We start from the raw sequence: 25,550 nt of genomic DNA, 5'->3' as shown, positions 1-25,550 counted from the left end.
GAACACGGCAGAATGTCACTGAGAGCGATCGGATCGTGATCGCGAGAGATCGGGGAGTGCGCGTGGTCGACAGTCCAGCGGTGCGAAGCGGGTTCGCGGCGCCGTCAACCCCGACGGTGCGTAACCGGCGGGCCAGGTGGAAGGACGGCCGTCTCGTGCTCGGCGTGCTCCTGGTGGCGGTCACCGCGCTGGCTGGCGCCAAGCTGCTCTCTGCGGCGGACGACACGACCACCGTGTACGCCGCTGACCGCGATCTCCCGACTGGGACGAGGCTGACCAGCGACGACCTGACCACCGTCAGGGTCCGCTTCGCCAGTGGCGACGAGGCCGGGCGGTACGTCGACGCCAACGCGGATCTGACCGGCCTGGTGGTCGTCCGCGCCATCGGAGTCGGTGAGTTCGTGCCGCGGGAAGCAGCGGTCAGCCAGACCGACAACGACCGCACCGAGCTACCTCTTTCCGTCGCGTCCGGTCGGCTACCGGCCGACCTGGCCATCGGCGACCAGGTGGACGTCTGGGTCGTCCCGAAGGACACCGACCAGCAGGCCAAGAGGATGTGGGACACCATCCGCGTGGTCCAGGTCGACACGGTGAAGGGCGTGGCCGGCGGAACCGCGCGGCGGCAGGTGCTGGTCGGTCTCGACCCCTCCGATCTGCCCAAACTTCCCGCTGCGTTGGCTGCGATGGGCTCCGGAGAGCCGGTCCTCGTTCGGCGGGGTCGCTGATGGGGGTGCCGATCCTGCTCGCGGTGACTGGGGCGCCTTGGGAGGCGGACGTCGTACGCCGGGCGGAAGGTGCTCCGGGGATTCGCGTCGTACGCAGGTGTGTCGACATCGCCGACGTGATGGCCGCGGCAGCCAGTGGTCAGGCAAGGGCAGTCCTGCTCGCGGAAGACCTGCCACGGTTGACCTCCGACGCGATCGCGGCTCTGCACTCGCGCCGGATCGCGGTCGTCGCGATGGTCGACCCGTCGGACAACGGCGAGCCCTCCGGTGCCGAGGACCGCCTGAGCCGGATGGGGATCGAGCGGATCCTGCCGGCCGACGTGAGCGCCGAAGACCTCGGCAGGGCGATCACCGACGCGGTCGAATCCGGTCCGCCGGCCACCGTCTCGCACTTCGCGGGCGGCTTCGTGCCCTACACCGGCGACCCGCCGAACGAACCACCCCGCCCGTACGGCGAGGGGACCGGTCGGGTGATCGCCGTCTGGGGACCGACGGGTGCGCCGGGTCGGAGTACGGTCGCGGTCGGGTTGGCGACGGAACTGGCCGCCAAGGGCATGCCGACGATGCTCGCCGACGCTGACGTGTACGGCGGAACGGTCGCTCAGCAGCTCGGCATGCTCGACGAGACCTCAGGGTTGGCCGCAGCGGCACGGTCCGCGGGCGGTGGCTCGCTGGACGTCACAGTGCTCGCACGGCACGCGCGTCAGCTCAACTCACACCTACTAGTACTGACAGGACTCAGCAGAGCCGACCGATGGACAGAGCTGCGCCCGACAGCGATCGAGTCGGTCTGGCTGACAGCCCGCATGCTCGCTCCTTGCACTGTGGTCGATGCGGGTTTCTGCATCGAGAGCGACGAAGAGATCTCCTTCGACACGCTCGCCCCACGCCGCAACGGCGCCACCCTGGCAACTCTCGAAGAGGCCGACGAGGTCGTAGTCGTCGGTACCGCGGACCCGGTCGGCCTGACCCGCCTCATCCGGGCCCTCCACGAGTTGCGTGCGGCGGTGCCGTCAGCCAAACCCCGAGTCGTGGTCAACCGACTCCGATCAGGACCACTGGGGAACACCCCGGCAGAGGCAGTCGCGGAGGCACTCAGCCGGTACGCCGGTGTGCAGGCCGCCGCGCTGCTTCCGTTCGACCAGGCTGCCTGCGACACCGCGCTCGCGCACGGGCGGAGCCTCACGGACGCGGCGAAATCGAGCAAGCTCCGCAAGGCGATCCAAGGGTTGGCGGCCGGGGTTACGGCAGATCTGCTCAGTTGAAGATGGGGGATAACCCCACCGACAAGCGGCCCGGGATATGTCAGGGTTGAGCCATGTCTGAGGTCCAGGGCCGCCCGGCCAGAACCATGAGCCCCGAGCGTAGATACGGCATCGCGATCTCGGTCGCCTTGATCCTCGGCGGGGTGTACTGGGCACTGACCAGCCTGACCGACGACAGCAAGTCCAGCCAGGGTTCGTATCCGGTGCAGGACGGCGCGGTCACCATCCAGGCCGCCTCGGCCGATCTGGAGATACACACCGGGGACGTCTCCGAGATCGTCGTGGACCGGAAGTACAACCGGAACCTGTTCGGCTCCAAGCCGAAGGAGAAGTACAGCGACGGCAAGCTGCAGCTCAAGGACACCGGGTGCGGGTTCCTGTCGTTCGGCTGCAGCACCCACTACGTGATCACCGTGCCGAAGGACCTGAAGGTCACCATCCAGAGCAGCAGCGGAGATCTGAAGGTCAGCCGGCTGCCGGGCGGGGTGACAGTGCAGACCTCGTCGGGCGCGATCGAGCTCGATCACGTCGGCGGTGAGATCTCACTCAAGTCGTCGTCCGGTGACATCAGCGGGGAGAACCTGAGCACGACCGCCGTCACCGCGCAGAGCAGTTCGGGCGATGTCGAACTGCGCTTCGACCTAGCGCCGCAGACCATCGACGCCCAGACGAGTTCCGGCGACGTGGAGCTCCGGCTGCCCACCGGCCTGGAGACGTACAAGGTGGAGGCCGACTCGAAGAGTGGTGACCAGTCGGTGACCGTCAAGACCGACCCCGAGTCGAGCCGCGTGATCAAGGCGAAATCCTCGTCCGGCGACACCGTCGTCGAGTACGACCACTGACGAGCACCAGCCAGTACGCCGTACGCCAAGAGCGCCCCGCAGGGGTTGACCGGGGGGAGCGGGCCGGTTTGTCCTGAGTAGTCTTGCGCGCATGCCTGACGACAAGCCTGTGCCGCGCGGCCTGCTGGTCGACTGGGGTGGTGTGCTCACCTCCGGTCTCGACGAAGCCCTGCGCCGGTGGGCCGAGCTGGACGGCCTCGACTTCGACGCCTACTACCGGGCGATGGTCGGCTGGCTCGGCGCGAGCCCCGTCGAGGCGGAGGTGAACCCGATCCACGCGCTCGAGCGCGGCCAGATCGCGGTCCCCGACTTCGAGCGCAAACTCGCGGCGATCCTGGTCCGCGAGGACGGCACGCACGTGCCCGCCGAGGGCCTGATCGAGCGGATGTTCGCCCACTTCGAGCACCAGCCGCAGATGTCCGCGCTGATCCGCCGCGCCCGCGGGATCGGTATCCGGACGGCGCTGCTGTCGAACTCGTGGGGCAACTCCTACCCGCGTGAGACCTGGGACGGGATGTTCGACGACATCGTGATCTCCGGCGAGGTCGGGATGCGCAAACCCGAACCGGAGATATTCCTGTTCGCCGCCGAGCGGATCGGCCTCGCTCCGGCGGACTGCGTCTTCATCGACGACCTCGAACTCAACGTGGTCGCGGCCCGCGAACTCGGCATGACCGGCGTCCACCACACGTCGTACGAGCAGACGCGGCAAGAGCTGGAATCGGTGTTCGGAGTAGATCTGACGTGAGTGTGACCACCACCCCTGTACGAACCACCGGTCCCCGCCGGATCGTGATCGGCATCCTGGTCTGCGCGGCCCTGGTCGCCCTCGGTGCCTGGGCGTACGGGCTGTTCGACGGCATGATCGACCTGCGCGTCTACCGGATGGGCGGCTCGGTGCTGCTCGACCGCGGATCCCTGTACGACGCGAAGCTCGCCGGCTCCGGTTTGCCGTTCACCTACCCGCCGTTCGCCGCGATCGCGATGCTGCCCCTGGCCGCCGTTCCGTGGGGCGTCGCGCTGGTGCTCTGGACGACGCTGTCGGTGCTGTGTATCGCCGCGATCTGGCGCAACAGCCTGCCGGAGAGTGCGTGGGCGTACTTCCTCGAGCGCAAGCGGCTGCTGATCCTGATCGCTCTCACGGCGGCCTCGCTGCTGCTCGAACCGGTCTGGCAGACGATTCAGTTCGGCCAGATCAACCTGTTGCTGACGGCAATGATCCTGCTGGACCTGGTCCGGCCGGCGAACGCGAAATGGCGCGGGTTCTGGGTCGGCGTCACGATCGGCGTGAAGCTCACACCCCTGCCGTTCCTGGCGTTCCTGCTGATCACGAAGCAGTGGCGCGCGTTCCGCAACGCAGTACTGGGTCTGCTGGCGACGATGGCGATCGGGTTCGCCGTCGTACCGAACCAGTCGTGGCACTACTGGACCGTCGTCATCCGTGACGCGAACCGGGTCGGCGGACTGGCCTACACCGGCAATCAGTCGTTGATGGGATTCCTCAGCCGGCTCGGCGACGAGGCGTCCTGGGTGGAGCCGACGTGGTTCGTCCTGTCGGCCATCTTCGGCCTGGCTGTGCTCTGGCTGGCACGCCGCTACTGGCTGGTGGACGAGCGTGTCACTGCGATCTCCGTGATGGCACTGGCTGTTCTCTACGCATCGCCGGTCTCATGGAGCCACCATTGGGTCTGGATCATCCCGCTAGGCGTCAGCTTGATCCGCGCGGTCAACCGCCAATGGGGTCTGAACCCTGCAGTGGTCACGGGTGTCCTCTGGTACGGCTTGTTCGTACTACGGTCCATCTGGTGGGTCCCGTTCCGCGACGACCGCGAGCTCTCCTGGAACTTCTGGCAGTCCATCCCCGGCAACTCCCACCTGATCCTGGGCATGCTCGCCTTCCTCCTGCTCGCGTTCACCAGCCGCAACCTCCGCAAGCCTTCCGCCTCCTGATCCGTGCTCTATCTGTCCATACTTGAGGCGAATCGATCGGAGGTGGGGGTGCTGTGAGCAATCAAGCGTTCGAGCCCGGCCAGGCGATGGATCCGGAACCGGGGCTGCCCGTGGAGGCCGACCTGGATCTTGACCACGGTCTGGAGTACGACCTGGCCCATGAGGCAGGTGTCGTCGGCCGGGCGGAGCCACCGCGGGATCCCGGACGGGAGGCGGTCGCCACCGCCACACCGGAGTACGACGGCGACTACTCCTACGACCTGGCCCACGACGTCCCGAAGCCTGGCCAATGACACATTCAACCGAGGGCGCGCAGCCAGGCCGTTCACAGGTTGCGCGCCTTCGGCTCGGGGTCAGGACAGGGTGATCAGGCGGGATCCGTGTGCGGGGACTGCCGTTGCGGTCCAGGACTTGTTCGCCCGGCCGAGGTTCTCGCGACTCACCAGGTCGCGGACCTTCTTGCTGCCACGGACACCGAGCTGGTCCCAAGTCACTGGGATGTCAGCAGCCGCGTCACCCAGGTTGTAGACGGCAACTGCAAGCCGTCCGTCACGGAGTCGTTTCTTCCACACCTGCAAGGTTCCGGCGGCGACCCGCGTCGGGATCACGCCGACCTGGTCGACCGCGATCACCTCGGGGTTGGTGAGGATCGACTTGGCCTGCTGATCGATCTTGGCGAGGTCGCCCCCGACGTACAGGGGTGAGGAGGCCATCGACCAGAACGTCATCACGCTCTGCCGTTCGGTGTCGGTGATGCCGTCCTGTATGCCGGCGCCGGTGTTGTTGTTGATCGGCATCGAGTCGAGGTCCGGCCAGTAGTTGGGCCGTACGACGTCCAGCCAGTTCGGCAGGTCCTCCCAGCGATTGTCGACCGAGCTGGTCCAGGTCGACACAGTGTTGCAGTAGCACTCGACGTCGGTGTCGACGCGGACGCTGTTCGCCCACGGCTGCAGGCCTTCGCCGGCGTCCCGCGGTACCGGCCAGGCGCTCGCGGTGAGCCACATCTTGCGGCCGCTCTGGTCGATCGCCTGCGACCACGCCTTGATGTCCGGGATGTTGTCGGTGGTGACGCCGTCGACCTTGATGAAGTCGACGCCCCAGGACGCGAACTTGTCGGCCATCGAGTTGAAGTAGGCCCGCGCGCAGGGCTTGGTGAAGTCGATCTTCCAGTCGCCGCCCCACATGTTGGTCTTGGTCAGCGGGATGACGGTGATGTCCTGCGTGGTGCAGTCGGTGCCGGCGATCGGGGCGTTCTTGTCGTAGATCGCGGTCTGCAGTCCGGCGCCGCCGTACAGGCCGATCTTGAGGCCCTTGCTGTGCACGTAGCGGGCGAGGCTGGCGATCCCGTGCGGGAAACGCTCCGGATCGGCCTCGGGGATGCCGTTGGCGTCGGTGCGGAACTCCCAGTTCCAGTTGGCGTTCCAGCCGGCGTCGAGGTTGATGTTGGTGTAGCCGGCGTGCTTGAGGTTCGTCGCCATCGAGTCGGTGGCGCTCTTGACGTTGGCCTCAGTCAGCCACTTGGTGCCGTAGGCGGGGTTGCTGGAGGACTGCACACTCCAACTGCTCCACCCCATGAAGGGCTTGATGCTGAAGTCGCTTTTGGCGCTCGCGGGTGCGCTGGTCGAGACCAGAACACCCGCGAGAACGACGGGGAGGGCGGTCGCCATCGCGAGGGCGCGGCGGATCGTACGAGCGGAGGGCATGAGTCACCTTTCGTAGCTGTCCGTCCGCGCACCGTATGTCGAGTTAATTAACTGCGTCAAGAATCAAGCTGAAGAGGAAAGAAAGAAAAGCAAGGGAAGGGAGGAGGGGGTGGGCTAGGCGGAGAAGAGCAGTAGCAGTCCGCCGACGGTGTAGCCGACCATGACGACCAGGAGCGGGAGTTGGCCGGCCAGGGCCTTGTGGCGGGGGAAGAGGGCTACTGCGCGGTCGTGGGCGCTGATCACGCCCATCAGGTGGCCGCCGACGACGGCGAGGACCTGGATGACGGAGATCGCCGTGCTGTGGTTGGTGATGGAGGTGTTCAGGCCGAGCAATCCGGTGCCGAAGATGTTGGCGCCGTTCGACAACGGGTCGCTGAGGTAGATCAGGGTCCGCTGGCCTTCGAGGATGAACAAGGTGAGGTAGTGCGCCACGACGTACCCGAAGGCGATCGGGATCACGGAGTGCGCGAACAATCCGGGCAGCGCGCGCCGGGAACTGTCGGACAGCCGCCCGGCCAGCACGGTCGCGCCCGAATACGTCACCAGCACGACCAGGATGAAGCAGATCAGCGCGAGAGTGCCGAGCGTCGTCATCGAGTAGTCGGTGTTCTGCGCCCAGCCGATCCACGCCGTCGAGTTCGAGAATCCGTCGTACGCCGTGGAGCCGAGGAGCGCCGCCACCATGCCGACCAGGCCGGGCTGTGGTTTCAGTCCGTCGAGGTTCTCCAGCGGCCTGCGGATCACCAGCGATCCGTCCGTCCGGCGGCCCCAGGGCGACAGCCGGGACATCAGCGTCGCATAAACCTCGAACGGGTCGCCGGTCGCGAACCAGCGGTCGCCGAACAGGATCGCCCCGAACATGGTGATCACGACGTACAAGGCCAGCCAGCCTTGCAGGACAGGGATCGTGGCGCGGTCGGGCGCGACCAGTTCGAGCCAGGTGAAGGCGAAGATGCCGAGCGCGGCCGGCCACAGCCCGAGCCAGGCCGGGAGTTCGAGCAGGCCCTTCGACGGTGGCTGGCGGAGCAGCTTCGACAGCAGCAGGTGCAGGGTCCGGAGCGGGTTCAGCGTGCGCCAGACCGGCCCGAGGATGAGTGAGATCGGGACCAGGCCGACCCAGACCAGGATGTAGATGAAGCCGAAGATCGGGTTGGTCAGCCGGTCGACGCCGAACATCAGCGCGACCATCGCGTACAGGAAGACGGCCAGCCCGACGATCCGGACGAACCACCGGAACCCCGGCGAGTCGACGGTCCGGGTGATTGCGGCCGGCAACGGTTTCCCGGCGGCGTTCCCCCGGTACTTCGGACTGCGCCAGGCGAACCCGAGGATGATGAACGAGACGGCGATCGCCACGCCGGCGCCGCCGACGGCCAGGCCGAACGGGATCGGCAGGTCTTGCCGGCCACCGATCCCGTGCAGCGGCAGGAGTAGAGGCGTCACGGCCGGGTCAGGAGACGACGAGCTTGGCGACCAGCTTGCCGCTCTTGTGCGTCTCGACCTCGAAGGTGCCCTTCATGTTCGCGGTGAACTTCACCGAGGCCGACTTGCCCGGGGTGAGTTCGAGCTCCTTGTCGTAGCCGTGGATGTGCAGTTCCTCGTCGGCGTCGGAGATGGCCGTGACGAGCACCGTCTGGCCGGCGGCCACCTTGATGCTGGCGCCGCTCGGGTTGACCTTGCCGTTGGCAACGGTGACGTTGATGACGACGTCTGCCTGGTCCTTGGACGGGTCCGCGGTGTTCGACGGGCCGTCGCCCGGGGTCGGGGTGGTGACCGGTACCGAGGTCGGTGCGGTGGTGGGAACCGACGTCGGGGTGTTCGACGGACTGGAGGAACCCGAGCTGTCGTCGGAGCCGCCACAGCCGGCCAGGACCAGCATGCCGAGGGCGGGCAGGAGCGCGAGCGCGGTACCACGGGAGAGCGTCGAACGCATGATGACGAGGGGCCTTTCAGCAAGTCGGTTCACAAGAGGGCGCGGGACGTGCCCTCTTGCCTGACGAACATGTCCGGTCCAGTGTTCCCGGTCCGCACCGTCGGTCCTGTCACGATCGCTGACGGCCACCTTCGCCACGCTGGGCCAGTGTCGCAGGCCACTGTCGGCGGACCCGGTTAGGGTGACTCAACAAGAACCTGATCAAGACAGGGAGGACTCGGATGCCGGACCGGTTGTCGTCGCTGGATCTCACCTTCCTGAAGGCCGAGAGTCCGGCCACCCCGATGCACGTCGGCACCGTGGACATCTTCGAGCCGCCGGTGCACGGTGACGACGGGTTCGACTACGAGAGCCTGGTCGCGCTGATCCGCGACCGGATCGCCTTCGTCCCGCGGTACCGGCAGCGTGTCCAGCAGGTCCCCGGCCGGTTCGCCGGTCCGGTCTGGGTGGACGACGAAGACTTCGACATCACTTTCCACGTACGCCGGTCCGCCCTGCCCCGCCCCGGCACCCATGCCCAGCTGCTGGAGCTGGTCGCGCGGATCATGTCCCGCCGGCTCGACCGGGCCCGCCCGTTGTGGGAGATGTATCTGGTCGAGGGCCTGCAGGGGGACCGGTTCGCGATCATCGCGAAATCCCACCAGGCGCTTGTCGACGGCAACAGTACGGTCGACATCGGCCAGGTCGTCCTGGACGCGACCGCGCACCCCCGCGACACCCCGACCGACACCTGGCAGCCGGCCCACCCGCCGTCCGCGCTCGAACTGCTCGCCGGTGTCTTCGCCGACGCGACCCGGCACCCGACCGCGGTGCTGGAGCTGGCCCGGGCCGAGATGGCCAGCCTGACCGGGTCCACCTCGGTCCGTGAGGTCCTCGGCGACGTGGTCGGCTCGGTGGTCGCCCAGCGGCACGTCCAGGAGTCGTCACTGCACGTGAAGACCTCCGGGCAGCGCCGGTTCACCACGGTGCAGACCGAGCTGGAGGACTACCGCACGGTCCGCGCGATGCACGGCGGGACGGTCAACGACGTCGTACTGGCCGTGGTCGCGGGCGCGCTCCGGGCCTGGATGATGACGCGCGGTGAGTCGGTCAGCCCGACCCGCGGCGTACGGGCCGTGGTTCCGGTGAGTATCCGCGACGACGACGACGAGGAGCCGACCTCGCTCGGGTCCCGGGTGATCGCCTCGACGGTGAACCTGCCGGTCGGTGAGAACTCGCCGGTGATGCGGCTGCACCAGATCTCGTACCAGACCAAGGTCCACAAGGACACCGGTCGCGCGGTCAGCGCCCGATCGCTGGTCGGCATCGCCGGTTTCGCGCCGACCACTCTGCACGCGCTGGCGGCCCGGGTGGCAACCGCGACGGTCCGGCCGATCGACGACGTGGTGATCACCAACGTGCCTGGACCCCAGTTCCCGCTCTACGCCCAGGGCGCGCCGATGCTGGCGTCGTACCCGGTGGTGCCGCTGATGCCGGGACAAGGGTTGTCGGTGGGTGTCACGTCGTACGACGGCAAGGTCTCGTTCGGGCTGAACGCGGACCGGACCGCGATGCCGGATCTCGTCGTGTTCGCCCAGTGCGTCACCGATGCGCTGGAAGAGCTGCTGGACACCACCAAGGGGAGCCGGAGCCGTGCGTCCCGCGGCCGGAAGAAACCTCGCGCTCCGAAGAAGGCAGACTCATGAGGATCTACATCCCGAGCACGTTCCCCCTCCTCGATCTCGCCTGCCACGCGGGAGAGCTCGGCCCGGCACCGCTGACCGCGTACGCCGTGACGCCGGCGCTGCGGGAGTGGTTCGCGGTCAGCGACGACGAGGAGCTCGAGTACGCCGCGATGGCGCAGGCTGCCCGGGCATCGGTGGGACTGCTCGCTGCCGACCCGGCCGCGCCGCGCAGGCGGGTCGTGGTGGCCTGTGAGGTGTCCGCGGTGCCGCCGGCCGACGGGACGGTCCAGCTGGGCGACGCCCGGCTGGAGTTGCACGTGGTGATCCCCTGGACGGCGGTGGCGGCGGTGCATCTGGACGCCGAGTCGGCCGCCGAGGTGGTCGGCAAGGCCGCGGCGAGCTGGGCGGTGGCCCAGGGCGATACCGCGAATCCGGACCACGACGAGGCTGTCTTCGCCCTCGACTCGTGCGAAGGTGAAGACCTGCTGTGGTACGCGACCCAGGAGATCCCCGATCTGCTGGCCGCGGAGGGACCGGGCGGGCTGAAGGCTTGAAGAACTAAGGAGCTGATGGCGATGCAGGCGATCTGGAAGGGGGCCATCTCGTTCGGGATGGTGACGATCCCGATCAAGGTGTTCTCCGCGACCGAGGAGAAGGACATCTCGTTCCGCCAGGTGCACGTCGCCGATGGCGGCCGGATCCGGTACAAGCGGATCTGCTCGATCGACGGCGAGGAGGTGCCGTACTCCGACATCGGCAAGGGCTACGAGATGGCCGACGGCCGGATGGTGGTGCTCGAGCCGGAGGACTTCGCCGACCTGCCGCTGTCCAGCAAGAAGGTCATCGACGTCCTCGAGTTCGTGCCGGCCGACCAGGTCGACCCGCTCTACCTGGGCAAGTCGTACTATCTGGCTGCCGACGGCGGCCCGGGTGCCAAGCCGTATGTGCTGCTCCGCGATGCCCTCGAAGGCTCCGAGCTGTATGCGCTGGTCAAGGTGGCGCTGCGCTCCCGCGAGTCGCTCGGCCTGCTCCGCACGCACGACAACGTGCTCGTCCTCCAGGTGATGCTCTGGCCGGACGAGGTCCGCGACTCCTCGTTCGCGGCTCCGGCGGAGGATGTCGAGATCCGCAAGCAGGAGAAGGCGATGGCCGAGTCGTACATCGACACCCTGCGCGGCGAGTTCGACCCCGACCAGTACCACGACGAGTACCGCACCGCCCTCGAACAGGTCGTCGAGGCCAAGGCCGCCGGCGTCCCGATCCCCGAGTCGGACGAGGAAGAGCCCGAAGGCGCCGAGGTCGTCGACCTGGTAGCCGCCCTCCGCGCCTCCGTCGAAGCCGCCAAGGCCCGCCGGGCCGGCGGCGGCACCGGCGGCGGTGGCAAGGGCTCCACCGAAGACGAAAAGCCCGCAGCCAAGAAGACCGCCGCCAAAACCCCCGCGAAGAAGGCGGCCGCCAAAAAGGCCCCCGCCAAGAAGACCGCAGCAAAGAAGGCAGCCAAAAAGTCAGCCTGACCTCTTGCAACTAGCAGCAATTCCGGCCAGGAACCTCGACCTGGCCGGAACGGCTGGCTACGTTCGAGCCTCGACGAGCCGAAAGGACGAGCAGTTGAGGCTTTCCCAGAAGGTGTCGGCGCTGGCGGTTGCTGCGCTCGCGCCGCTCGGTGTGGCGATCTTGGCCGGACCGGCGAGCGCGGCCGGACCGACGCAGGACTTCTTTGTGTGCAAGAACATGACCGGGTCGTGCCATCCCACCGACTACACCTACGGCACGATCACCTGGAACACGCTGGGCCAGCCCACGATCAGCGGAAGTGTGTTCAAGCCCGCCAACACCAGCTACATCGTGCAGGCGGTGTTCGATGCCTTCATCGCAGACGACCCGACAAGGGTCGAGTCGCAGGGCCGGACGGTCTCTGGAACCGCCACCAAGCGCGGCTTCTCCTTCCCCAGCGGGCTGACCTACCGCATCGCCCGGATCAGGGTCACGGTCTGCATCTATGCAACCTCGACCTCCACCCCCACCTGCGGCCCCTACGTGAGCTACTACCGCCCCTCCTGATCAGTCGATGGGGGGCTGTCCAGCAATGCGCTCGTCCAGGTGAAGGCCCGCCGGTGGACCCTCTGTGAATGACGGTCGCCGTGCATGACGACTACGTGGCCTGGTCGACCTGCGTCCGCGGCACCAGCAACTACCGCGAGCAAGGGACTCTCAAGGTGCTGCGGCTCGGTACGACGGCGACCGGTGTGGTCGGTCCGGTCAAGACCAACGCCACGTTCGACGTGCACGACGAGACCTTGGGCTGGGTCGCGCCGGACAACGTCGCCCGGATCCGGCCGAACTCGGCTTTCGTCCCGCCGCCACGCTTCCTCGGCAACGCCGTCGGACCGACTTCCTTCACCCCGTCGGCGGGCAGTTGGGTGCCGGAGTTCTCGATCAGCAAGGCGCTGACGACCTGCAATCTGACGATCAGGTTCATCCCATCAGCGGGACCGTGAAGGTGACCTGAGCCACCCGGTTGCCGAGCAGACCTGTCAGGTTCGTGGTATTGGGTTGGACATGGCACCATGAAAGGCGCCAGCTGAGATCCAGTCGAGCCGACCCAGGAGCACCGCACACCCATGGATGCCGTAACCGCCGTCCCGACCCCTGTCAACGAGACCGTCCGTGGCTACGCGCCTGGTTCGCCCGAGCGGGCGAGCCTGGAGGCGAAGGTCAAGGAGTTCAACGCGGCCGGTGCGATCGACCTGACCTGCACGATCGGTGGCGAGCAGCGGCTCGGCGGCGGCGCGCGGATCGACGTGGTCCAGCCGCACAAGCACGCCCACGTGCTCGGCACCCTGGGTGACGCGACCGAGGCCGACGGCCAGGCGGCCGTGGACGCGGCGCTGGCGGCGGCGTCGGCCTGGCGGTCGCTGTCCTTCGACGACCGGGCGGCGATCTTTCTCAAGGCGGCCGACCTGCTGGCCGGCCCGTGGCGGGACACGTTGAACGCGGCCACCATGCTCGGCCAGTCGAAGACGGTCCAGCAGGCCGAGATCGACGCGGCCTGCGAGCTGATCGACTTCCTGCGCTTCAACGTCGCGTTCGCGCGGACCATCATCAACGACCAGCCGATCTCCTCGCCGGGGATCTGGAACCGCACCGACTACCGCCCGCTCGAGGGCTTCGTCTACGCGATCACCCCGTTCAACTTCACCGCGATCGCAGGTAACCTGCCGACCGCTCCGGCGCTGATGGGCAACACCGTGGTCTGGAAGGCGTCCCCGACGCAGCAGTTCGCGGCGCACTGGACGATGCGGCTGTTCGAGGCGGCCGGGCTGCCGGCCGGCGTGATCAACCTGGTCACCGGGCACGGCATCGAGGTCAGCAAGGCCGCGCTGACCCACCCGGATCTGGCGGGGATCCACTTCACCGGCTCGACGAAGACGTTCCAGTCGCTCTGGGGCACGGTCGGCGCCAACATCGCGTCGTACAAGACCTACCCGCGGCTCGTTGGTGAGACCGGTGGCAAGGACTTCATCCTGGCGCACCCGTCGGCCGACCCGGCAGTCGTGAAGACCGCGATGGTCCGCGGCGCGTTCGAGTACCAGGGCCAGAAGTGTTCGGCCGCGAGTCGCGCGTACGTCGCGAAGTCGGTCTGGAACAAGATCCGCGACGACATCGCGGCGGAGACCGACTCGCTGACGATGGGCGACGTCGCGGATCTGTCGAACTTCATCGGTGCGGTGATCGACGACCGGGCGTTCGCGAAGCACAAGGACGCGCTCGACCGGGCTCAGCAGACCGACTCGATCGAGGTACTGGCGGGCGGGACGTACGACGACAGCCAGGGGTACTTCGTTCGCCCGACGCTGCTCGTCTCCGATGACCCGACGGACGAGATCTTCACGACCGAGTACTTCGGGCCGATCCTGGCGGTGCACGTCTACGAGGACGGGGACTACTCGAAGGTGCTGCAGCAGATGGAGAGCGCGGCGCCGTACGGGCTGACTGGTGCGGTCATCGCCCAGGACCGGCACGCGGTTGCGGAGGCGAGTGAGTTCCTGCGGTTCGCGGCGGGAAACTTCTACGTCAACGACAAGCCGACTGGTGCGGTCGTCGGGCAGCAGCCGTTCGGTGGCTCCCGTGCCAGCGGTACGAACGACAAGGCCGGCTCGATGTGGAACCTGATCCGCTGGGCCAGCCCCCGCTCGATCAAGGAGACCTTCACACCTCCCACCGACTACCGCTACCCCCACCAGGGCTGAAAACCCCACGCTAGCTGAACAGAAAACCAAAAAGAAAAGAGAAATACAGACGAAGGTCGGCGTCCGCGTGGGCGCCGGCTGCTGTCTGCGGGACCAGCTCGGAACGCTTATATGGCCGCGAGCGAAGAACTGGTATCTCGTAATGAACTGATGGTTGCTGTCTAGGACGGCCCTAGGCATCTGGTCGGTGGTAGGTGGATGCGTGTTCTGATCAAACGCTCAACGGCCGACTTCTCTCAGGCTCCCGCTGTACGCCGTACTCAGGCATCTGTTGGTCGCCATCGACCACGCAACGGCCGCACCGGCAGGCCGCGCCGGCCAGGCACCCCGCCATTCTATTTCTTGTCTTTTTCTGTTGCTTGTGTCTTTTTCTTGCCTAAAGCTTCTGAACAAGCTTCTTTTCTCTTGCTTTTGTGGTTCAGCGGGGGCCGAGGCCTCGGCGGACGACTATGTAGAAGGTGGTCATGTCGTCGATGAGGATCTCGAGCTCATCGGCTGACTTGAGGTTCGCGTCCAGTAGCCAGTCCGAGATCAGGTCGAAGAGACCGCCGACAAGTCCGATCGCGACCGCGTGCCGCATCCGCTTGTCGGCGGGGTCCTTCGCCGGCACCTCGTCGTACCGGTCCCAGATCCCTTCCAGGAAACCAGCTGCCCAGCGCCGGTTCGTCCGGCGCTGGCGTTCGACCGTCGCGGAGATCCCGGCGGCGATCCCGAACGTCACCTTGGCGACCCGCGGATCGTCCACCAGTGCGTGTGCGAAGGCGGCGATCAGCGCGGGCACCGCCTGCTTCTCGTTCCCGACGCCGGACTGCGCGACCGCCATCATGTCGGCCTCGAGCCGCTCGGACGTGCGCTGCAACAGGGCGAGGTAGCAGGCTTCGCGGTTCTCGAAGACCTCGTAGAAGCTCTTCGTCCCGACGAACGCCGTACTGCAGATCTGCTCGATCGTCGTGTTGATGTACCCGTTGGCCGCGAACAGGTCGAGCGCGGTGTCGAGGAGTTGCTCGCGGCGCTCCGCTCGGCGCTCGTCCGCGTCCAGTCCTCTGATAAGTCGCCCCATGCGTGCACGTTACCCGGCGACGACGCCCGGTAACCAATCGGTCTGTTATGAACACGAGCTCTTGTTCGTAACACGAACTCGTGCTCAACTGTCGGTCATCCTGCCGTTACCCTATGGCACGACAGGCCGACCTTATGTCACCGAACCGGGAGCCGTCATGAGCACACTCCTCAGGCGAGCCGCCGTGGCCTTCGTGGCCGCCGCGATGCTCGCCACCTCAGCCACGGCGGCGTCGGCCGCCCAGTCCGCAACAGCAGCCGCGCCCTCGTCCGGCTTCGACGACTGGTCCTGCAAGCCGTCCGCCGCGCACCCGGAACCGCTGGTCCTGCTGCACGGCCTGGGCGGCAACGGGCCTGGCAACTACTCCTACCTCGGCCCGTTCCTCGCGGCCAAGGGCTACTGCGCCTTCACCTTGACCTACGGCCAGGCGACTCCGGCCATTCCGGTCGGCGGCACCGTCTCGATCATCCAGTCGGCGGCCGAGATCGAGGCCTTCATCGACCGGGTCCGGACCGCGACCGGCGCCGCCAAGGTGGACATCGTCGGGCATTCGGAGGGTGGCTTCCACAGCATCTACGGCCCGAAGGTCCGCGGGTACGCCGGCAAGGTCGCGAAGGTGATCGCGCTGGCTCCGCCGACGCACGGTACGACGTTCGGCGGGCTGGTCAGCGTCGGTGACTACCTCGGCCTGCGCCCACTGGTCGACCAGGTACTACGGGACTTCGGCTGTCCGGCCTGCGACCAGATCATCGTCGGCGGGTCCGAGGTGCAGAAGCTGACCGCCGGCCCGATCGCCCAGCCGGGGGTGAAGTACACGGTGATCGCGTCCCGCGCCGACCTCCTGGTGACGCCGCACGAGACGTCGTTCATCCGGGAGACCGGGGTGAGGAACGAGTTCGTCCAGGACTCCTGCCCGCTCGACCCGGTCGGCCACGTCGGCCTCGCCTTCGACCCGAGCGTCGCCCAACTGGTCGCGAACGCCCTGGACCCGGCGCACGCCCACTCGGTCCTCTGCGGCTTCGGCCCGCCGCTGTAACTACGGCTTGCGTCCGAAGAAGTGGAGAAGACGTCCCTCCGGTTCTTCGGACGTAACGGGTCAGGCGGTGTGGTGGAGGTGCTGCTGCGCCGGGCCGATCAGCAGGGCGCTCCCGCAGGCGACACAGATCCACTCGCCGGCGGGATCGTCCACCGGGTGATCGGCCGCTTCGACCCGCTCGAAGAGCATCACGTCGTCGCAGAACACGCAGTACTGGGTATCTTCCGAGCGCGCGATGGTCCGGCGTTTCCGCACAGCAGGCTCCCTCCGGTGGCTACTCGTTCTCTTCAGAGTGCCACCGGAGGACGCGTACGCCGTGCAACGACACGGTGACTCAGTTGGTGCCGTCGTGCCAGTCGCGGCCGAGCTCGTGCTCCTTCTGCAGGCCCTTGCGGATCGCCTCGACGACGAACGGCTCGATCTTGCGGCCGATCAGCGGCACCGACACCTTCACGTCGAGGTCGATCGCCTGCACCGTCTCGCCGCCGGTGGAGCCGATCGTCGCGGTGCCCTTCAGGGTCACCGGCGTGTTGGCGATCTCGCCCTTCACGTCGGCATTGCGGGACCCGTCCGCGTTCGCCGGGTGCCAGGTCTCGGTCTGCACGACGGTGAGTGTTCCGCCGACGAACTTCCGGGCGATGTCCGGTACGTCGTCCGACGGCATCTCGCGCTGCACCCGGACGATCGTGTCACCGCCGGACTGCGTCACCTTCACGTCGTACGAGAGCGCCTTGGTCTTCTCGCAGGCCTGCTCGCGAAAGGTGGCGTCGGTGACGATGGCGAATACTTCCTCAGGGGTCGCGTCGTACGACGCCGACATCTTCAGCTCCATGCCGCACATCATGACATTACCGACTGGTCACCCCGAGGAAGTGAGAGAAGAAGGGGAAGGAAGGAAAGCGTGGTGGAGGCTGGTCACCCCGAGGAAGTGAGAGAAGAAGGGGAAGGAAGGAAAGCGTGGTGGAGGCTGGTCACTCCGAGGAAGTGAGAGAAGAAAGGGAAGGGAGGAAAGCGTGGGTTGCCAAGCTAGATCGCGATGGCGTGCGGGGTGTAGGGGGCTTCGAGGCGGACGATCTCTTCTTCGGTGAGGTGGATGTCGAGGGAGGCGATGGCGTCGTCGAGGTGTTCGGGTTTGGTGGCGCCGATGATGGGGGCGGAGACGGCCGGGTGCTTGGAGACCCAGGCGAGGGCGACCTGGGCACGCGGGACGCCACGGTCGGCGGCGACCGAGGCGACGGCGTCGACGATCTCCGGGTCGCTGGAGTTCTGCCCGTACAGCGACTGCGAGCGCTCGTCGCCGGTTGACCGGTTGGTACTCGCGTCGGTCCAGTCGCGGGTCAGCCGGCCGCGGGCCAGCGGGCTCCACGGAATCACACCGATGCCCTCGTCCACGCAGAGCGGCAGCATCTCCCGCTCCTCCTCGCGGTTGAGCAGGTTGTAGTGGTTCTGCATCGTCACGAATCGCGCCCACCCGTTGGCCTTCTGCAGGTGCAGCGCCTTCGAGAACTCCCACGCATACATCGACGAAGCACCGATGTAGCGCACCTTCCCGGCCCGTACGACGTGGTCGAGCGTCTCCAGGATCTCCTCCATCGGCACCGTGCGGTCGAGCCGGTGGATCTGGTAGAGATCGACGTAGTCCATCCCGAGCCGGGTGAGACTCGCATCCAGTTCGGACAGGATCGCCTTGCGGGACAGGCCGCCGCCGTTCGGGCGACCGGGCCGCATCGTGCCGTTGACCTTGGTGGCGACCACGACATCATCGCGATCGGCGAAGTCGTTCAGGGCCCGGCCGAGGATCTCCTCGCTGGAACCGTCCGAGTAGACGTTCGCGGTGTCGAAGAAGTTGATCCCGGCGTCGAGCGCCTGCTTGATGCCGGTCCGGCTGGCCTCCTCGGGCAGGCTCCACGGCTGGTTGCCGCGCGACGGTTCGCCGTACGTCATGCATCCCAGACAGATCGGGGAGACGTCCAGGCCGGTGTTGCCGAGCTTCACGTACTTCATCTGCGGGGGAACTCCTCTAGGCATAAACGGAGGTGTGCCTCCACAATACTCGCTGCCTAGCCGACGGTGGAGTGGATTTCGCCGGGTGAGACCGCCGGTGACAGACCGGGCGCCTCGGCGGCGCGGAGCATTCCGTCCTTGCCGACGGCGTCGTCGGTGATGATCGGGTTCCCCCAGACGAGCGCCTCGTAGTACGTGGTGTTCGGGATCGCCATGCAGAGGTGCTGGTTCGGGATGCCCATCCCGTGCACCTCGGCGCGCAGGCCGAAACTCTCGGCCAGGTGGGCGATCCGCAGCGCACCGGTGATGCCGCCCTTCAGTCCCGACGAGGTGCGCACGTACGTCGCGGAGCCCGCCTGGATGAAGTCGGCGGTGTTGAAGTGCGCCCCGTCGCTCGTCTCACCGACGAGCAGCGGTACGCCGACGCGCTCGGCCAGCCAGCGATGACTGGTGATGTTGAACTCGCGCATCGGTTCCTCGTACCAACGGAACCCGAGGTCCGTCAGCACCTTGCCGAGCTGGATCGCGTCGGGCAGGTCGAAGCCGGCCGACCCGTCGTACATCAACTCCACGTCGTCGCCGACATGCTCCCGCAATCGCTTGCACAGCAGGCTATCCCGGCGTACGTCGCCCCAAGCGTGCAGCTTGATCGCCGTGAACCCGCGTTCCAGGCACTGATCCGCGATGTCCAGATACTCGTCGATCGAGTCATAGGTGACAGTCGACGCGTACGCCGGAATCGCGGTCCGATACGTTCCGAGCAGCGTGTGCACCGGCAACCCGGCGAGTTGGCCGGCGATATCCCACAGGGCGATGTCGACCAGCCCGAGGAAGTACAGCGGGAACTCCTCGATCCGGTCGAGCTCCCACATCCGGTGCCACAACCACTCACGATGCAAGGCGTTCTGGCCGATCAGGTCGTCGCGCACCCGGCGCTCGACCAGATCCTTGGCGATCACCCCACGCGGTGTCGACGCGCGGCCGACGATCCCGTCGCGAGTGGTGATTTTCAGTACGCCGCCCTGCAGCGCCGGTTCCGATCCGGGCAGCCCGTCGCGCCACCGGAACGGGTGCATCGCCGGGATCTCGACGAGTTCCACCTCGACACGGTCGATCAAGCTCACTGCGGTGCCGCCTTCAACCGATCGTGGATGCGCTGCTCGAACTGGGACTGGGTGGTGTCGATGTGCTGGATCATCGCCGTACCGGCCTTGTCCGGGTCGCCGGCCGCGATCGCTTCGGCAATGTGCACGTGTTGCTGCGCGGCGACCTCCAGCGAGCCGGGCAGTCCGCCGGCGAACAGCAGCCGGTCGGACTGCTCCTTGAAGTCCCGCAACGACGTGACCGCGGACTGCAGGAACACGTTGCCTGATGCTTCGGCTACCGCATCGTGGAACAACCTGTCCTGCTGCCGGAAGGCGGCGTGATCGTGCTGTGCGTCGACCGACGCATCGGCCGCATCCCGGATCGCGCGGACCTGAGCGGGCCGGGCGAGCGTCGCGGCGAGCCTGGCGGACTCCGCCTCGATCAGCCGCCGGTGATCGAACAGCATCGCGACATGTGCCAGGTCGGTCGGCCGGAAGTACCCGACCTGGCTGTCCGCCTCCGGGTTGGAGGGCACGGACACATAGATCCCGGCGCCCTTCCGTACGGCGACCCGCCCGACGGCCGCGAGCACCTTGATCGCCTCGCGCGTCACCGACCGGCCGGTGCCGAGGGTCTCGGCCAGCCCCTTCTCGGTCGGTAGCCGGTCGCCCGGCCGGAGTCCCTGCTCGGCGATGTACCCGAGCAGTTGCTCGGCCACCACCTCGTACCCCGGCCGGTACCCCTGTGCGTCGTTCATGCGCCTGCCATTTCAGAAACCGCCGTAGACCTGGAGTTCGTAGATGCTGCCACCGTTGAAGTTCGAGCCGACGACGGTCAGCCGAACATATCTCGCCTGCACCGGTACCGTCCGGATCGACGGGTTGCGGCGGACACTCGTGGCGACCGCGGTGTGGTCGTCGAACATCGACCACGAGCTCCCGTCGAGCGAGTACTCCAGCTTGTACTTGTAGCCGTTGGTCAGCTCGAAGTTCGTCACGATGCTCTTCACCGAGGTCGGCGCACCGAGGTCCACCTGGAACCAGGAGGGGTCCGGCAGCCCGAGCCCTTGCGCCCACCGGGTGGTCAGGTCGCCGTCGACGCCGAGGGCCGGAACGTTCGGTTCGGAGTACGAGGAGACCGTCACCGGTTTGCCGACCGCCAGCCCGGTCTCGGCGGGCATGGTGACCTCCGCTGCCGGGCTCGCCGGTGCTGCGTTGAGGTTGGCGTCTCGGGCGACGACGGTGAAGCTGTGGCTGGAACCGGCGCTCAGGCCGTCGACCCGGAGCTGGTTCAGCGGAGTCGTCGCGATCTTCTGGCCGTCTTGGTAGACGACATAGCTGGTCACGCCGACGTTGTCGGTGCCGGTCGGCCAGCTGAGGTCGAGCGTCGTCGGGAGCAGGACGTTCACCGTCGGCTTCGGGAGCGCGGCCGGCGGTTGCTCGTCGGATGTGATTGTCGCGAGCTTTCCGTATGCCTCGATCTCGTAGATGCTGCCGCCGTTGAAGTTCGAGCCGACGACGGTCAGCCGGAGATAGCGGCCGCGAACGGATCCGGGGACCGAGGCGTAGTTGTCCGACTGTGTCGTCGCCGCGGCCGTGTGGTCCTCGAAGGTGATCCAGTCGCTTCCGTCGGACGAGACATCGAGCTTGTAGCGATAGCCGTTGCTCAACTCGAAGGTCGTGATTACGCCGGTGAGGTCGTACTGCGCGCCGAGATCCACCTGCAACCAGGAGGGGTCCGGAAGGCCGAGACCCTGCGCCCATCGGGTGGACAGCTTGCCATCGACCGCGAGCGAGGGGACGTTCGGTTCGGAGTACGACGAGACTGTCACCTGCTTGCCTAGGGCAATGTCTTCGCTGGACGGCATGGTGGCGGTGACGGCTGAGCTGAGGCAGGATTCGTTGCCGGCCGCATCGCGAGCCGTGACGGTGAAGGTGTAGGACTGGCCGGATGTCAGGCCGGTGACTCGTGCTGATGTGGTTTGGGATGCGCTCACCAGCTTGCCGTTCGCATAGACCGAGTAGCCGGTGACGCCGGTCTGGTCGGTCGACGCGGGCCAGGTCAGGTCGGCGATGGTGGGGAAGTTTGTCCGGACGACCGGCTTACCAGGGGCGGTCGGTGCCATCCGGTCGGTCGGAGTCGGTTGCGGGTCGAGATACCTGTACGCCGGTTGGAGGCCGGCGTTGTTGACGATCGACGCCGGGAGCTGGTCGCAGCTCGGGACGACCGGGTTGTTGGCGATCGTGGAGTCGATCGTGTTGGCCTGGGTCGCGGAGCGCGGCTGGGTGGTGAAGTTGCGCTGGGCATCGATGTTCAGGCCGTGGTTGAGGAACAGCCAGAGGCCCTGGATGTTGCACAACGCGTTCTGGGTCGTGGTGAAGTAGCGACTGCCTTCGTCGTGGTAGATCGCGCCGTACGCCGGGCTCGGGGTGTCCTTGATGTAGTTGCCGGTGACAACACTTCCGGGCTGCATGCCGAGGGTGTAGATGGCGCCGCCGTCGGCCTGGTGCTTCATGATGTCGCTGATCGCGTTGTCCCGGATGACGTTGTTCTTCGAGGTGGTCGGGGTGTCGTAGATCGGGATGCCGAAGTTGCCCGGGTAGTTCGTGTCGCCGCCCGGATCGGTGTTGCCCCAGCCCCAGCCGACCGAGATCCCGGAGTACGGCAGGTCGTAGATCTTGTTGTGCTCGATCACGGTGTGCTCGGTGTAGCCGGCCACGATCGCCAGCGAGCCGGAGTAGTCGGCCGCGGCCTTGGTGATCAGGTTGTTGCTGACCAGATTGTCCTTGGTGATGGCGCGTACGTCGTCGGGATGGTGGTCGATGATGTCGGTGCCACCGACCTGGATCCCGGTCGCGGCGACGTCGCGGAAGATGTTGCCGCGGATCGTGGTGCCCTGCGAACCGGTGTTCAGGTTCAGCCCGACCGCGCCGAGATGGGTGAAGGTGCTGCCGGTGAAGGAGATGTTCCGGCTGTAGCCGGTGTTCACCGCGCCGGGTGTCTTCAGCCAGGTCAGCCGGGTTTCGTCGAAGTCCGGGTGACCGGTGCCGACGATCCGGAAGCCTGCCTGGCCTTCGACCATCCCGTCGTCACTGCTCGGGTCGAGCCAGGTCGAGTAGGAGAACGTGATGCCGTCGAACCGGATGTTCTGCACCGGGTCGGTGAGGGTCCCGGTGACGTCTACCAGGTCCTGCACCTGCGGTACCACGACCGTTGCGGTGGTAGGGCTCTGGCCGGGTTGAGGGAGGTAGTAGACGTCACCGGAGCTTTTGTCGAGGTACCACTCGCCGGGCGAGTCCAGTAGCTCGTAGGCGTTCTCGATCCAGGTCGGGTTCTGGATCTCCTCGCCCTTGTGCAGGTTGGCGTTCCAGTAGCAGGGCTGCTGCATGGTGACCTTGGTGCCTTCGACGGACTGCACCGGGCAGCGGTAGTGCATCCAGCCCCAGCGGCTGTCGACCTCGATGTCACCTTGGTTCTTCCAGCCGACCATGCTCTGTGTGCTGTCGGTGTAGCCGGTGGAGGTCTTCGACCAGCCGGGCGGGTTCTCCGGGCCACGTGCGCGCTGCTGGCGTTCGCCATTCACGTACAGCTGACGGAAGTCGATCGCGCCGACGTGTGCCTTGTAGATGTTCTTCACCGGGTCGGAGAGCGTCCAGCCGGTGACTGTTCTGCCGCCATTGATGGTGACCTTGGCGCCTGGTGCCGCTTGGTAGATCACCTGGTGCCCGTTGCGACCTGAGTCGGCGCTGGTCAGTTGAAAGGTGCTGGTGCGTTGGTAGTCACCAGCCAGCAGTACTACGCGGATGTCGGCGCGCTGGTTCTTCGTGAGCTTGCGGACCTGGTCGCGGGCCTGCTCGAGCGAACCGAACGGCCGGGCCAGAGTCCCCGAACCCGGGCCGCCCGACGGAGCGGCGTACAGGGTGGTGACGGTCGCCGCCTGCGAGGTGGCGGGGAGCAGGACTGCGGGCAGCGCGAGGCTGGCCAGGACGGCGAGAAGCCGACGGGCGGAACGCGGCATGGCGGCACCTATCTGGATGGATAGATCAGGTCAATCGACGGCGTCACTCTGACATGTGCGCTCAACTTTGGGAAGATCAAACGGAGCCATTTCTCTGCGAGGCTAGATAGATCTGATCTATCGTCTCGCTGGAACTTGGTTGTGAGAGCCTGACAACCTCTCGCCCGGGAGTCCCGTATTCATCGGTGACGGGACGATCGAGGGGGACAGCGGATGGCGGCATCGGGACGCGACGAGCAGTTCAGCGAGTACGTCGTACAGCGAAGAACCCAGCTCCGGCGGGTGGCGTACCTGCTCTGCGGAGACGTGCACAAGGCCGAGGACCTGGTCCAGACCGCGTTGCTGAAGTTGTACGTCGCCTGGCCGCGGGTGCAGCGGGCCGGCAACGTGGATGCCTATGCCCGCCGGATCCTGGTGAACTCCGGGATCGACGAATCGCGGCGCCCGTGGCGACGCGAGGAAGCCGGGCTGGACGGCGTGGAACCACCCGTCGTACCGGGCCCCGGCGTCGAGGACAGAACAGCGCTGATGGACGCACTGGCGCAGTTGCCGCTCGGCCAGCGCCGGGTGGTCGTCCTCAGGCACTTCCTCGGCCTGTCCGTCGAAGAGACCGCGGGCGACCTGCAGTGCAGCCCCGGCACCGTGAAAAGCCAGAGCTCGCGCGCCCTGGCGCGCCTCAATGACTTGCTGGCTCCGCAGTTCGGAGCCCTAGGAGGAACCGACCGATGATCGACGAAGACCTGCTGCGCGACCGCCTTACGACCGCCGCCGCAGCCCAGGACGACCTACTCCCCAGAGCCCTCGCCGAAGACCTGGCCGGCGGCCGCCGCCGACTCCGCCGCCGCAAGCTCCTGGCCGGCGGTGGCGTGACGGGCGCGGTGGCGGCTGTCGCCGTCATTGGTGTCGGGATGGCCGGCTGGCTGACGCCGAACGCCGGCCCGCTGCCGGACGGCGGCCCGGTCGCGGGCCAGTCGTCGACGACCACTTCGCCGACCAGCATCGGCCCCGGGCCGGACACCACCGGCGACAAGCCGGTCCCTGCCGACCCCGTCGAAGGCACCGGCGGGGACGCGGTCTTCGTCCGGAACCTGAACGCGGCGATCTATGCCCATCTCGATCCGCGGAAGGTGCATCTGGACTTCAGCTCCGGCGGCTTCCGGGTCGACCGGCAGCTCGGCACCATCCTGAGCGGCGGCAACCGGATCGGCTGGCGGATGCCCGGCCAGCCGGGCGCCGAAGGATACGTTGCGCTGGGCATCGAACCGAAGAACAGGACGCCGCAGAAGTGTGGCTTCTCCTACGACACCCCGCTGACCTGCCACACGGTCCAGTTGCCGAACGGCCGGACGGCGCAGCTCGGTCGCAAGGGCGACGCCGCCCAGGTGCTCTACCAGCAGCCGGACGGCGAATGGATCAGCGTCGAGGTCGCCACGCTGTTCGGCAACAACACCGAGATCCCGGTGCATGACATGGGCATCACCGACCAGATGCTGCTGGATCTCGTCCAGGACAGCCGGCTCGACCTGCCGAAGCTGACCAAGAACGAGCAGTCCCACGAGAACGCGCTGAAGGGCTATCTGCCGTCGAAGCAGGAGATGCATGCGGCCGCAGTCCGAGCGCTCGGCGGCACCGTCACCGATGATCGGACCGAGGTCGTCACGGAGCAGGGCTCGCTGCTGATGACCTGGCGCAAGGCGGGCGTGACGGCATCGGTCGAGGTCGGCACCGACTCCTCGGTCGGGGTCAGCAAATGCCCCGACCAGCTCTCGATCCTGACGACCTGCGTGCCGATGCAGGCGCCCAATGGCCAACAGGTCCAGTACGGCGAGATGGCGATGAAGTTCGGCGGCGGCCCGAAGTACGTGATGGGTGGCACCTTCCGCCAGCCTGACGGCGATTCTGCCTTCGTCCGAATCCTCTACCCCGGCAACAAATTCCCGGCCGGCGGAATCACCAAGGAGCAAATCCTCACCCTTCTCACCGACCCCACCCTCGACAAGTAGTCATCCAGAAC

The 25,550-nt window shown here is 67.0% G+C and carries 25 protein-coding genes; 15 read left to right on the top strand and 10 right to left on the bottom strand.

Features of this window, described 5'->3' with window-relative positions; genetic code table 11:
* Window positions 1–62: 62 nt before the first annotated feature.
* The 6 genes from ABZ004_RS34525 to ABZ004_RS34500 all read left to right on the top strand — a co-directional run bounded on the left by ABZ004_RS34525 (window position 63) and on the right by ABZ004_RS34500 (window position 5,075).
* Window positions 63–725 carry an SAF domain-containing protein gene (locus ABZ004_RS34525; protein WP_355685627.1) on the top strand — a complete coding sequence of 221 codons (663 nt, stop codon included), beginning with the start codon at window positions 63–65 and terminating at the stop codon, window positions 723–725.
* Window positions 725–1,990, top strand: coding sequence for a P-loop NTPase (locus ABZ004_RS34520; RefSeq protein ID WP_355685625.1), 1,266 nt, complete (start codon window positions 725–727; stop codon window positions 1,988–1,990). The genes ABZ004_RS34525 and ABZ004_RS34520 overlap by 1 nt, the downstream gene beginning before the upstream one ends.
* A gap of 53 nt (window positions 1,991–2,043) precedes the next feature.
* Complete coding sequence (locus ABZ004_RS34515) at window positions 2,044–2,832, top strand: DUF4097 family beta strand repeat-containing protein (protein WP_355685624.1); 789 nt, start codon at window positions 2,044–2,046, stop codon at window positions 2,830–2,832.
* 91 nt (window positions 2,833–2,923) lie between these two features.
* Window positions 2,924–3,580 (top strand): HAD family phosphatase, encoded by a 657-nt coding sequence (locus tag ABZ004_RS34510; RefSeq protein WP_355685622.1) that lies wholly within the window; start codon window positions 2,924–2,926, stop codon window positions 3,578–3,580.
* Window positions 3,577–4,782, top strand: coding sequence for a glycosyltransferase 87 family protein (locus ABZ004_RS34505; protein ID WP_355685621.1), 1,206 nt, complete (start codon window positions 3,577–3,579; stop codon window positions 4,780–4,782). The genes ABZ004_RS34510 and ABZ004_RS34505 overlap by 4 nt, the downstream gene beginning before the upstream one ends.
* A gap of 53 nt (window positions 4,783–4,835) precedes the next feature.
* Window positions 4,836–5,075 carry a hypothetical protein gene (locus ABZ004_RS34500; protein ID WP_355685619.1) on the top strand — a complete coding sequence of 80 codons (240 nt, stop codon included), beginning with the start codon at window positions 4,836–4,838 and terminating at the stop codon, window positions 5,073–5,075.
* A 60-nt stretch (window positions 5,076–5,135) separates the two neighbouring features.
* Here the strand turns inward: ABZ004_RS34500 and ABZ004_RS34495 are convergent, their stop codons facing one another.
* The 3 genes from ABZ004_RS34495 to ABZ004_RS34485 all read right to left on the bottom strand — a co-directional run bounded on the left by ABZ004_RS34495 (window position 5,136) and on the right by ABZ004_RS34485 (window position 8,418).
* Window positions 5,136–6,485, bottom strand: coding sequence for a glycoside hydrolase family 27 protein (locus tag ABZ004_RS34495; RefSeq protein ID WP_355685617.1), 1,350 nt, complete (start codon window positions 6,483–6,485; stop codon window positions 5,136–5,138).
* A 114-nt stretch (window positions 6,486–6,599) separates the two neighbouring features.
* Window positions 6,600–7,928 (bottom strand): hypothetical protein, encoded by a 1,329-nt coding sequence (locus ABZ004_RS34490; protein ID WP_355685615.1) that lies wholly within the window; start codon window positions 7,926–7,928, stop codon window positions 6,600–6,602.
* A 7-nt stretch (window positions 7,929–7,935) separates the two neighbouring features.
* Window positions 7,936–8,418 carry a cupredoxin domain-containing protein gene (locus ABZ004_RS34485; protein ID WP_355685613.1) on the bottom strand — a complete coding sequence of 161 codons (483 nt, stop codon included), beginning with the start codon at window positions 8,416–8,418 and terminating at the stop codon, window positions 7,936–7,938.
* A gap of 221 nt (window positions 8,419–8,639) precedes the next feature.
* Here ABZ004_RS34485 and ABZ004_RS34480 point away from each other — a divergent pair, with 221 nt between their 5' ends.
* From ABZ004_RS34480 to pruA, 6 genes are all read left to right on the top strand, one after another.
* Window positions 8,640–10,103, top strand: coding sequence for a wax ester/triacylglycerol synthase family O-acyltransferase (locus tag ABZ004_RS34480; protein WP_355685612.1), 1,464 nt, complete (start codon window positions 8,640–8,642; stop codon window positions 10,101–10,103).
* The gene (locus ABZ004_RS34475) at window positions 10,100–10,636 is read left to right on the top strand and encodes a hypothetical protein (RefSeq protein ID WP_355685610.1); all 537 of its coding nucleotides are present in this window, start codon (window positions 10,100–10,102) and stop codon (window positions 10,634–10,636) included. Before ABZ004_RS34480 ends, ABZ004_RS34475 begins: the two co-directional genes overlap by 4 nt.
* 15 nt (window positions 10,637–10,651) lie before the next feature.
* Complete coding sequence (locus tag ABZ004_RS34470) at window positions 10,652–11,596, top strand: Ku protein (RefSeq protein WP_355685609.1); 945 nt, start codon at window positions 10,652–10,654, stop codon at window positions 11,594–11,596.
* 94 nt (window positions 11,597–11,690) lie between these two features.
* Complete coding sequence (locus tag ABZ004_RS34465) at window positions 11,691–12,143, top strand: hypothetical protein (protein ID WP_355685607.1); 453 nt, start codon at window positions 11,691–11,693, stop codon at window positions 12,141–12,143.
* Between the two features lie 68 nt (window positions 12,144–12,211).
* Window positions 12,212–12,580 carry a hypothetical protein gene (locus tag ABZ004_RS34460; RefSeq protein ID WP_355685605.1) on the top strand — a complete coding sequence of 123 codons (369 nt, stop codon included), beginning with the start codon at window positions 12,212–12,214 and terminating at the stop codon, window positions 12,578–12,580.
* A 123-nt stretch (window positions 12,581–12,703) separates the two neighbouring features.
* A complete protein-coding gene (gene pruA / locus ABZ004_RS34455) occupies window positions 12,704–14,332 on the top strand; it encodes an L-glutamate gamma-semialdehyde dehydrogenase (protein ID WP_355685604.1) in 1,629 nt (542 codons plus the stop codon).
* A gap of 418 nt (window positions 14,333–14,750) precedes the next feature.
* Here the strand turns inward: pruA and ABZ004_RS34450 are convergent, their stop codons facing one another.
* Window positions 14,751–15,392, bottom strand: coding sequence for a TetR/AcrR family transcriptional regulator (locus tag ABZ004_RS34450; RefSeq protein ID WP_355685602.1), 642 nt, complete (start codon window positions 15,390–15,392; stop codon window positions 14,751–14,753).
* 157 nt (window positions 15,393–15,549) lie between these two features.
* Here ABZ004_RS34450 and ABZ004_RS34445 point away from each other — a divergent pair, with 157 nt between their 5' ends.
* Window positions 15,550–16,428: an alpha/beta fold hydrolase gene (locus ABZ004_RS34445; protein WP_355685600.1), complete on the top strand. Its 879-nt coding sequence runs from the start codon at window positions 15,550–15,552 to the stop codon at window positions 16,426–16,428.
* A 60-nt stretch (window positions 16,429–16,488) separates the two neighbouring features.
* Here ABZ004_RS34445 and ABZ004_RS34440 read toward each other — a convergent pair whose 3' ends face one another.
* The 6 genes from ABZ004_RS34440 to ABZ004_RS34415 all read right to left on the bottom strand — a co-directional run bounded on the left by ABZ004_RS34440 (window position 16,489) and on the right by ABZ004_RS34415 (window position 23,536).
* Complete coding sequence (locus tag ABZ004_RS34440) at window positions 16,489–16,683, bottom strand: hypothetical protein (protein WP_355685598.1); 195 nt, start codon at window positions 16,681–16,683, stop codon at window positions 16,489–16,491.
* Window positions 16,684–16,762: 79 nt separating this feature from the next.
* On the bottom strand, window positions 16,763–17,260 hold the full coding sequence (locus tag ABZ004_RS34435; RefSeq protein ID WP_355685596.1) for a DUF2505 domain-containing protein: 498 nt from the start codon (window positions 17,258–17,260) through the stop codon (window positions 16,763–16,765).
* A 194-nt stretch (window positions 17,261–17,454) separates the two neighbouring features.
* A complete protein-coding gene (locus ABZ004_RS34430; protein ID WP_355685595.1) occupies window positions 17,455–18,432 on the bottom strand; it encodes an aldo/keto reductase in 978 nt (325 codons plus the stop codon).
* Window positions 18,433–18,488: 56 nt separating this feature from the next.
* Entirely contained in the window at window positions 18,489–19,556 is a 1,068-nt protein-coding gene (locus ABZ004_RS34425; protein WP_355685593.1) for an enolase C-terminal domain-like protein, read from the bottom strand.
* The gene (locus ABZ004_RS34420; RefSeq protein ID WP_355685591.1) at window positions 19,553–20,275 is read right to left on the bottom strand and encodes a FadR/GntR family transcriptional regulator; all 723 of its coding nucleotides are present in this window, start codon (window positions 20,273–20,275) and stop codon (window positions 19,553–19,555) included. Before ABZ004_RS34420 ends, ABZ004_RS34425 begins: the two co-directional genes overlap by 4 nt.
* A gap of 12 nt (window positions 20,276–20,287) precedes the next feature.
* Complete coding sequence (locus ABZ004_RS34415) at window positions 20,288–23,536, bottom strand: discoidin domain-containing protein (RefSeq protein WP_355685589.1); 3,249 nt, start codon at window positions 23,534–23,536, stop codon at window positions 20,288–20,290.
* 213 nt (window positions 23,537–23,749) lie between these two features.
* Between ABZ004_RS34415 and ABZ004_RS34410 the strand changes: the two genes are divergently transcribed.
* Together ABZ004_RS34410 and ABZ004_RS34405 are read left to right on the top strand one after the other, a co-directional pair.
* Complete coding sequence (locus tag ABZ004_RS34410) at window positions 23,750–24,265, top strand: SigE family RNA polymerase sigma factor (RefSeq protein WP_355685587.1); 516 nt, start codon at window positions 23,750–23,752, stop codon at window positions 24,263–24,265.
* Window positions 24,262–25,539, top strand: coding sequence for a hypothetical protein (locus ABZ004_RS34405; RefSeq protein WP_355685586.1), 1,278 nt, complete (start codon window positions 24,262–24,264; stop codon window positions 25,537–25,539). The genes ABZ004_RS34410 and ABZ004_RS34405 overlap by 4 nt, the downstream gene beginning before the upstream one ends.
* Window positions 25,540–25,550 lie beyond the last annotated feature (11 nt).

The organism is Kribbella sp. NPDC006257 (assembly GCF_040613535.1).
In the GTDB taxonomy this organism is placed as follows: domain Bacteria; phylum Actinomycetota; class Actinomycetes; order Propionibacteriales; family Kribbellaceae; genus Kribbella.
The sequence above is the reverse complement of the archived record's forward strand: the minus strand, read 5'-3'. Positions and strand labels throughout refer to the sequence as shown.

What these genes read in the sequence shown, in the direction of transcription:
- ABZ004_RS34520 (WP_355685625.1), top strand. Translation starts at nt 725, where the DNA reads ATGGGGGTGCCGATCCTGCTCGCGGTGACTGGGGCGCCTTGGGAGGCG.
- ABZ004_RS34515 (WP_355685624.1), top strand. Translation starts at nt 2,044, where the DNA reads ATGTCTGAGGTCCAGGGCCGCCCGGCCAGAACCATGAGCCCCGAGCGT.
- ABZ004_RS34510 (WP_355685622.1), top strand. Translation starts at nt 2,924, where the DNA reads ATGCCTGACGACAAGCCTGTGCCGCGCGGCCTGCTGGTCGACTGGGGT.
- ABZ004_RS34495 (WP_355685617.1), bottom strand. Translation starts at nt 6,485, where the DNA reads ATGCCCTCCGCTCGTACGATCCGCCGCGCCCTCGCGATGGCGACCGCC.
- ABZ004_RS34485 (WP_355685613.1), bottom strand. Translation starts at nt 8,418, where the DNA reads ATGCGTTCGACGCTCTCCCGTGGTACCGCGCTCGCGCTCCTGCCCGCC.
- ABZ004_RS34480 (WP_355685612.1), top strand. Translation starts at nt 8,640, where the DNA reads ATGCCGGACCGGTTGTCGTCGCTGGATCTCACCTTCCTGAAGGCCGAG.
- ABZ004_RS34475 (WP_355685610.1), top strand. Translation starts at nt 10,100, where the DNA reads ATGAGGATCTACATCCCGAGCACGTTCCCCCTCCTCGATCTCGCCTGC.
- ABZ004_RS34470 (WP_355685609.1), top strand. Translation starts at nt 10,652, where the DNA reads ATGGCGATGCAGGCGATCTGGAAGGGGGCCATCTCGTTCGGGATGGTG.
- ABZ004_RS34460 (WP_355685605.1), top strand. Translation starts at nt 12,212, where the DNA reads ATGACGGTCGCCGTGCATGACGACTACGTGGCCTGGTCGACCTGCGTC.
- pruA (WP_355685604.1), top strand. Translation starts at nt 12,704, where the DNA reads ATGGATGCCGTAACCGCCGTCCCGACCCCTGTCAACGAGACCGTCCGT.
- ABZ004_RS34450 (WP_355685602.1), bottom strand. Translation starts at nt 15,392, where the DNA reads ATGGGGCGACTTATCAGAGGACTGGACGCGGACGAGCGCCGAGCGGAG.
- ABZ004_RS34445 (WP_355685600.1), top strand. Translation starts at nt 15,550, where the DNA reads ATGAGCACACTCCTCAGGCGAGCCGCCGTGGCCTTCGTGGCCGCCGCG.
- ABZ004_RS34435 (WP_355685596.1), bottom strand. Translation starts at nt 17,260, where the DNA reads ATGGAGCTGAAGATGTCGGCGTCGTACGACGCGACCCCTGAGGAAGTA.
- ABZ004_RS34430 (WP_355685595.1), bottom strand. Translation starts at nt 18,432, where the DNA reads ATGAAGTACGTGAAGCTCGGCAACACCGGCCTGGACGTCTCCCCGATC.
- ABZ004_RS34420 (WP_355685591.1), bottom strand. Translation starts at nt 20,275, where the DNA reads ATGAACGACGCACAGGGGTACCGGCCGGGGTACGAGGTGGTGGCCGAG.
- ABZ004_RS34415 (WP_355685589.1), bottom strand. Translation starts at nt 23,536, where the DNA reads ATGCCGCGTTCCGCCCGTCGGCTTCTCGCCGTCCTGGCCAGCCTCGCG.
- ABZ004_RS34410 (WP_355685587.1), top strand. Translation starts at nt 23,750, where the DNA reads ATGGCGGCATCGGGACGCGACGAGCAGTTCAGCGAGTACGTCGTACAG.
- ABZ004_RS34405 (WP_355685586.1), top strand. Translation starts at nt 24,262, where the DNA reads ATGATCGACGAAGACCTGCTGCGCGACCGCCTTACGACCGCCGCCGCA.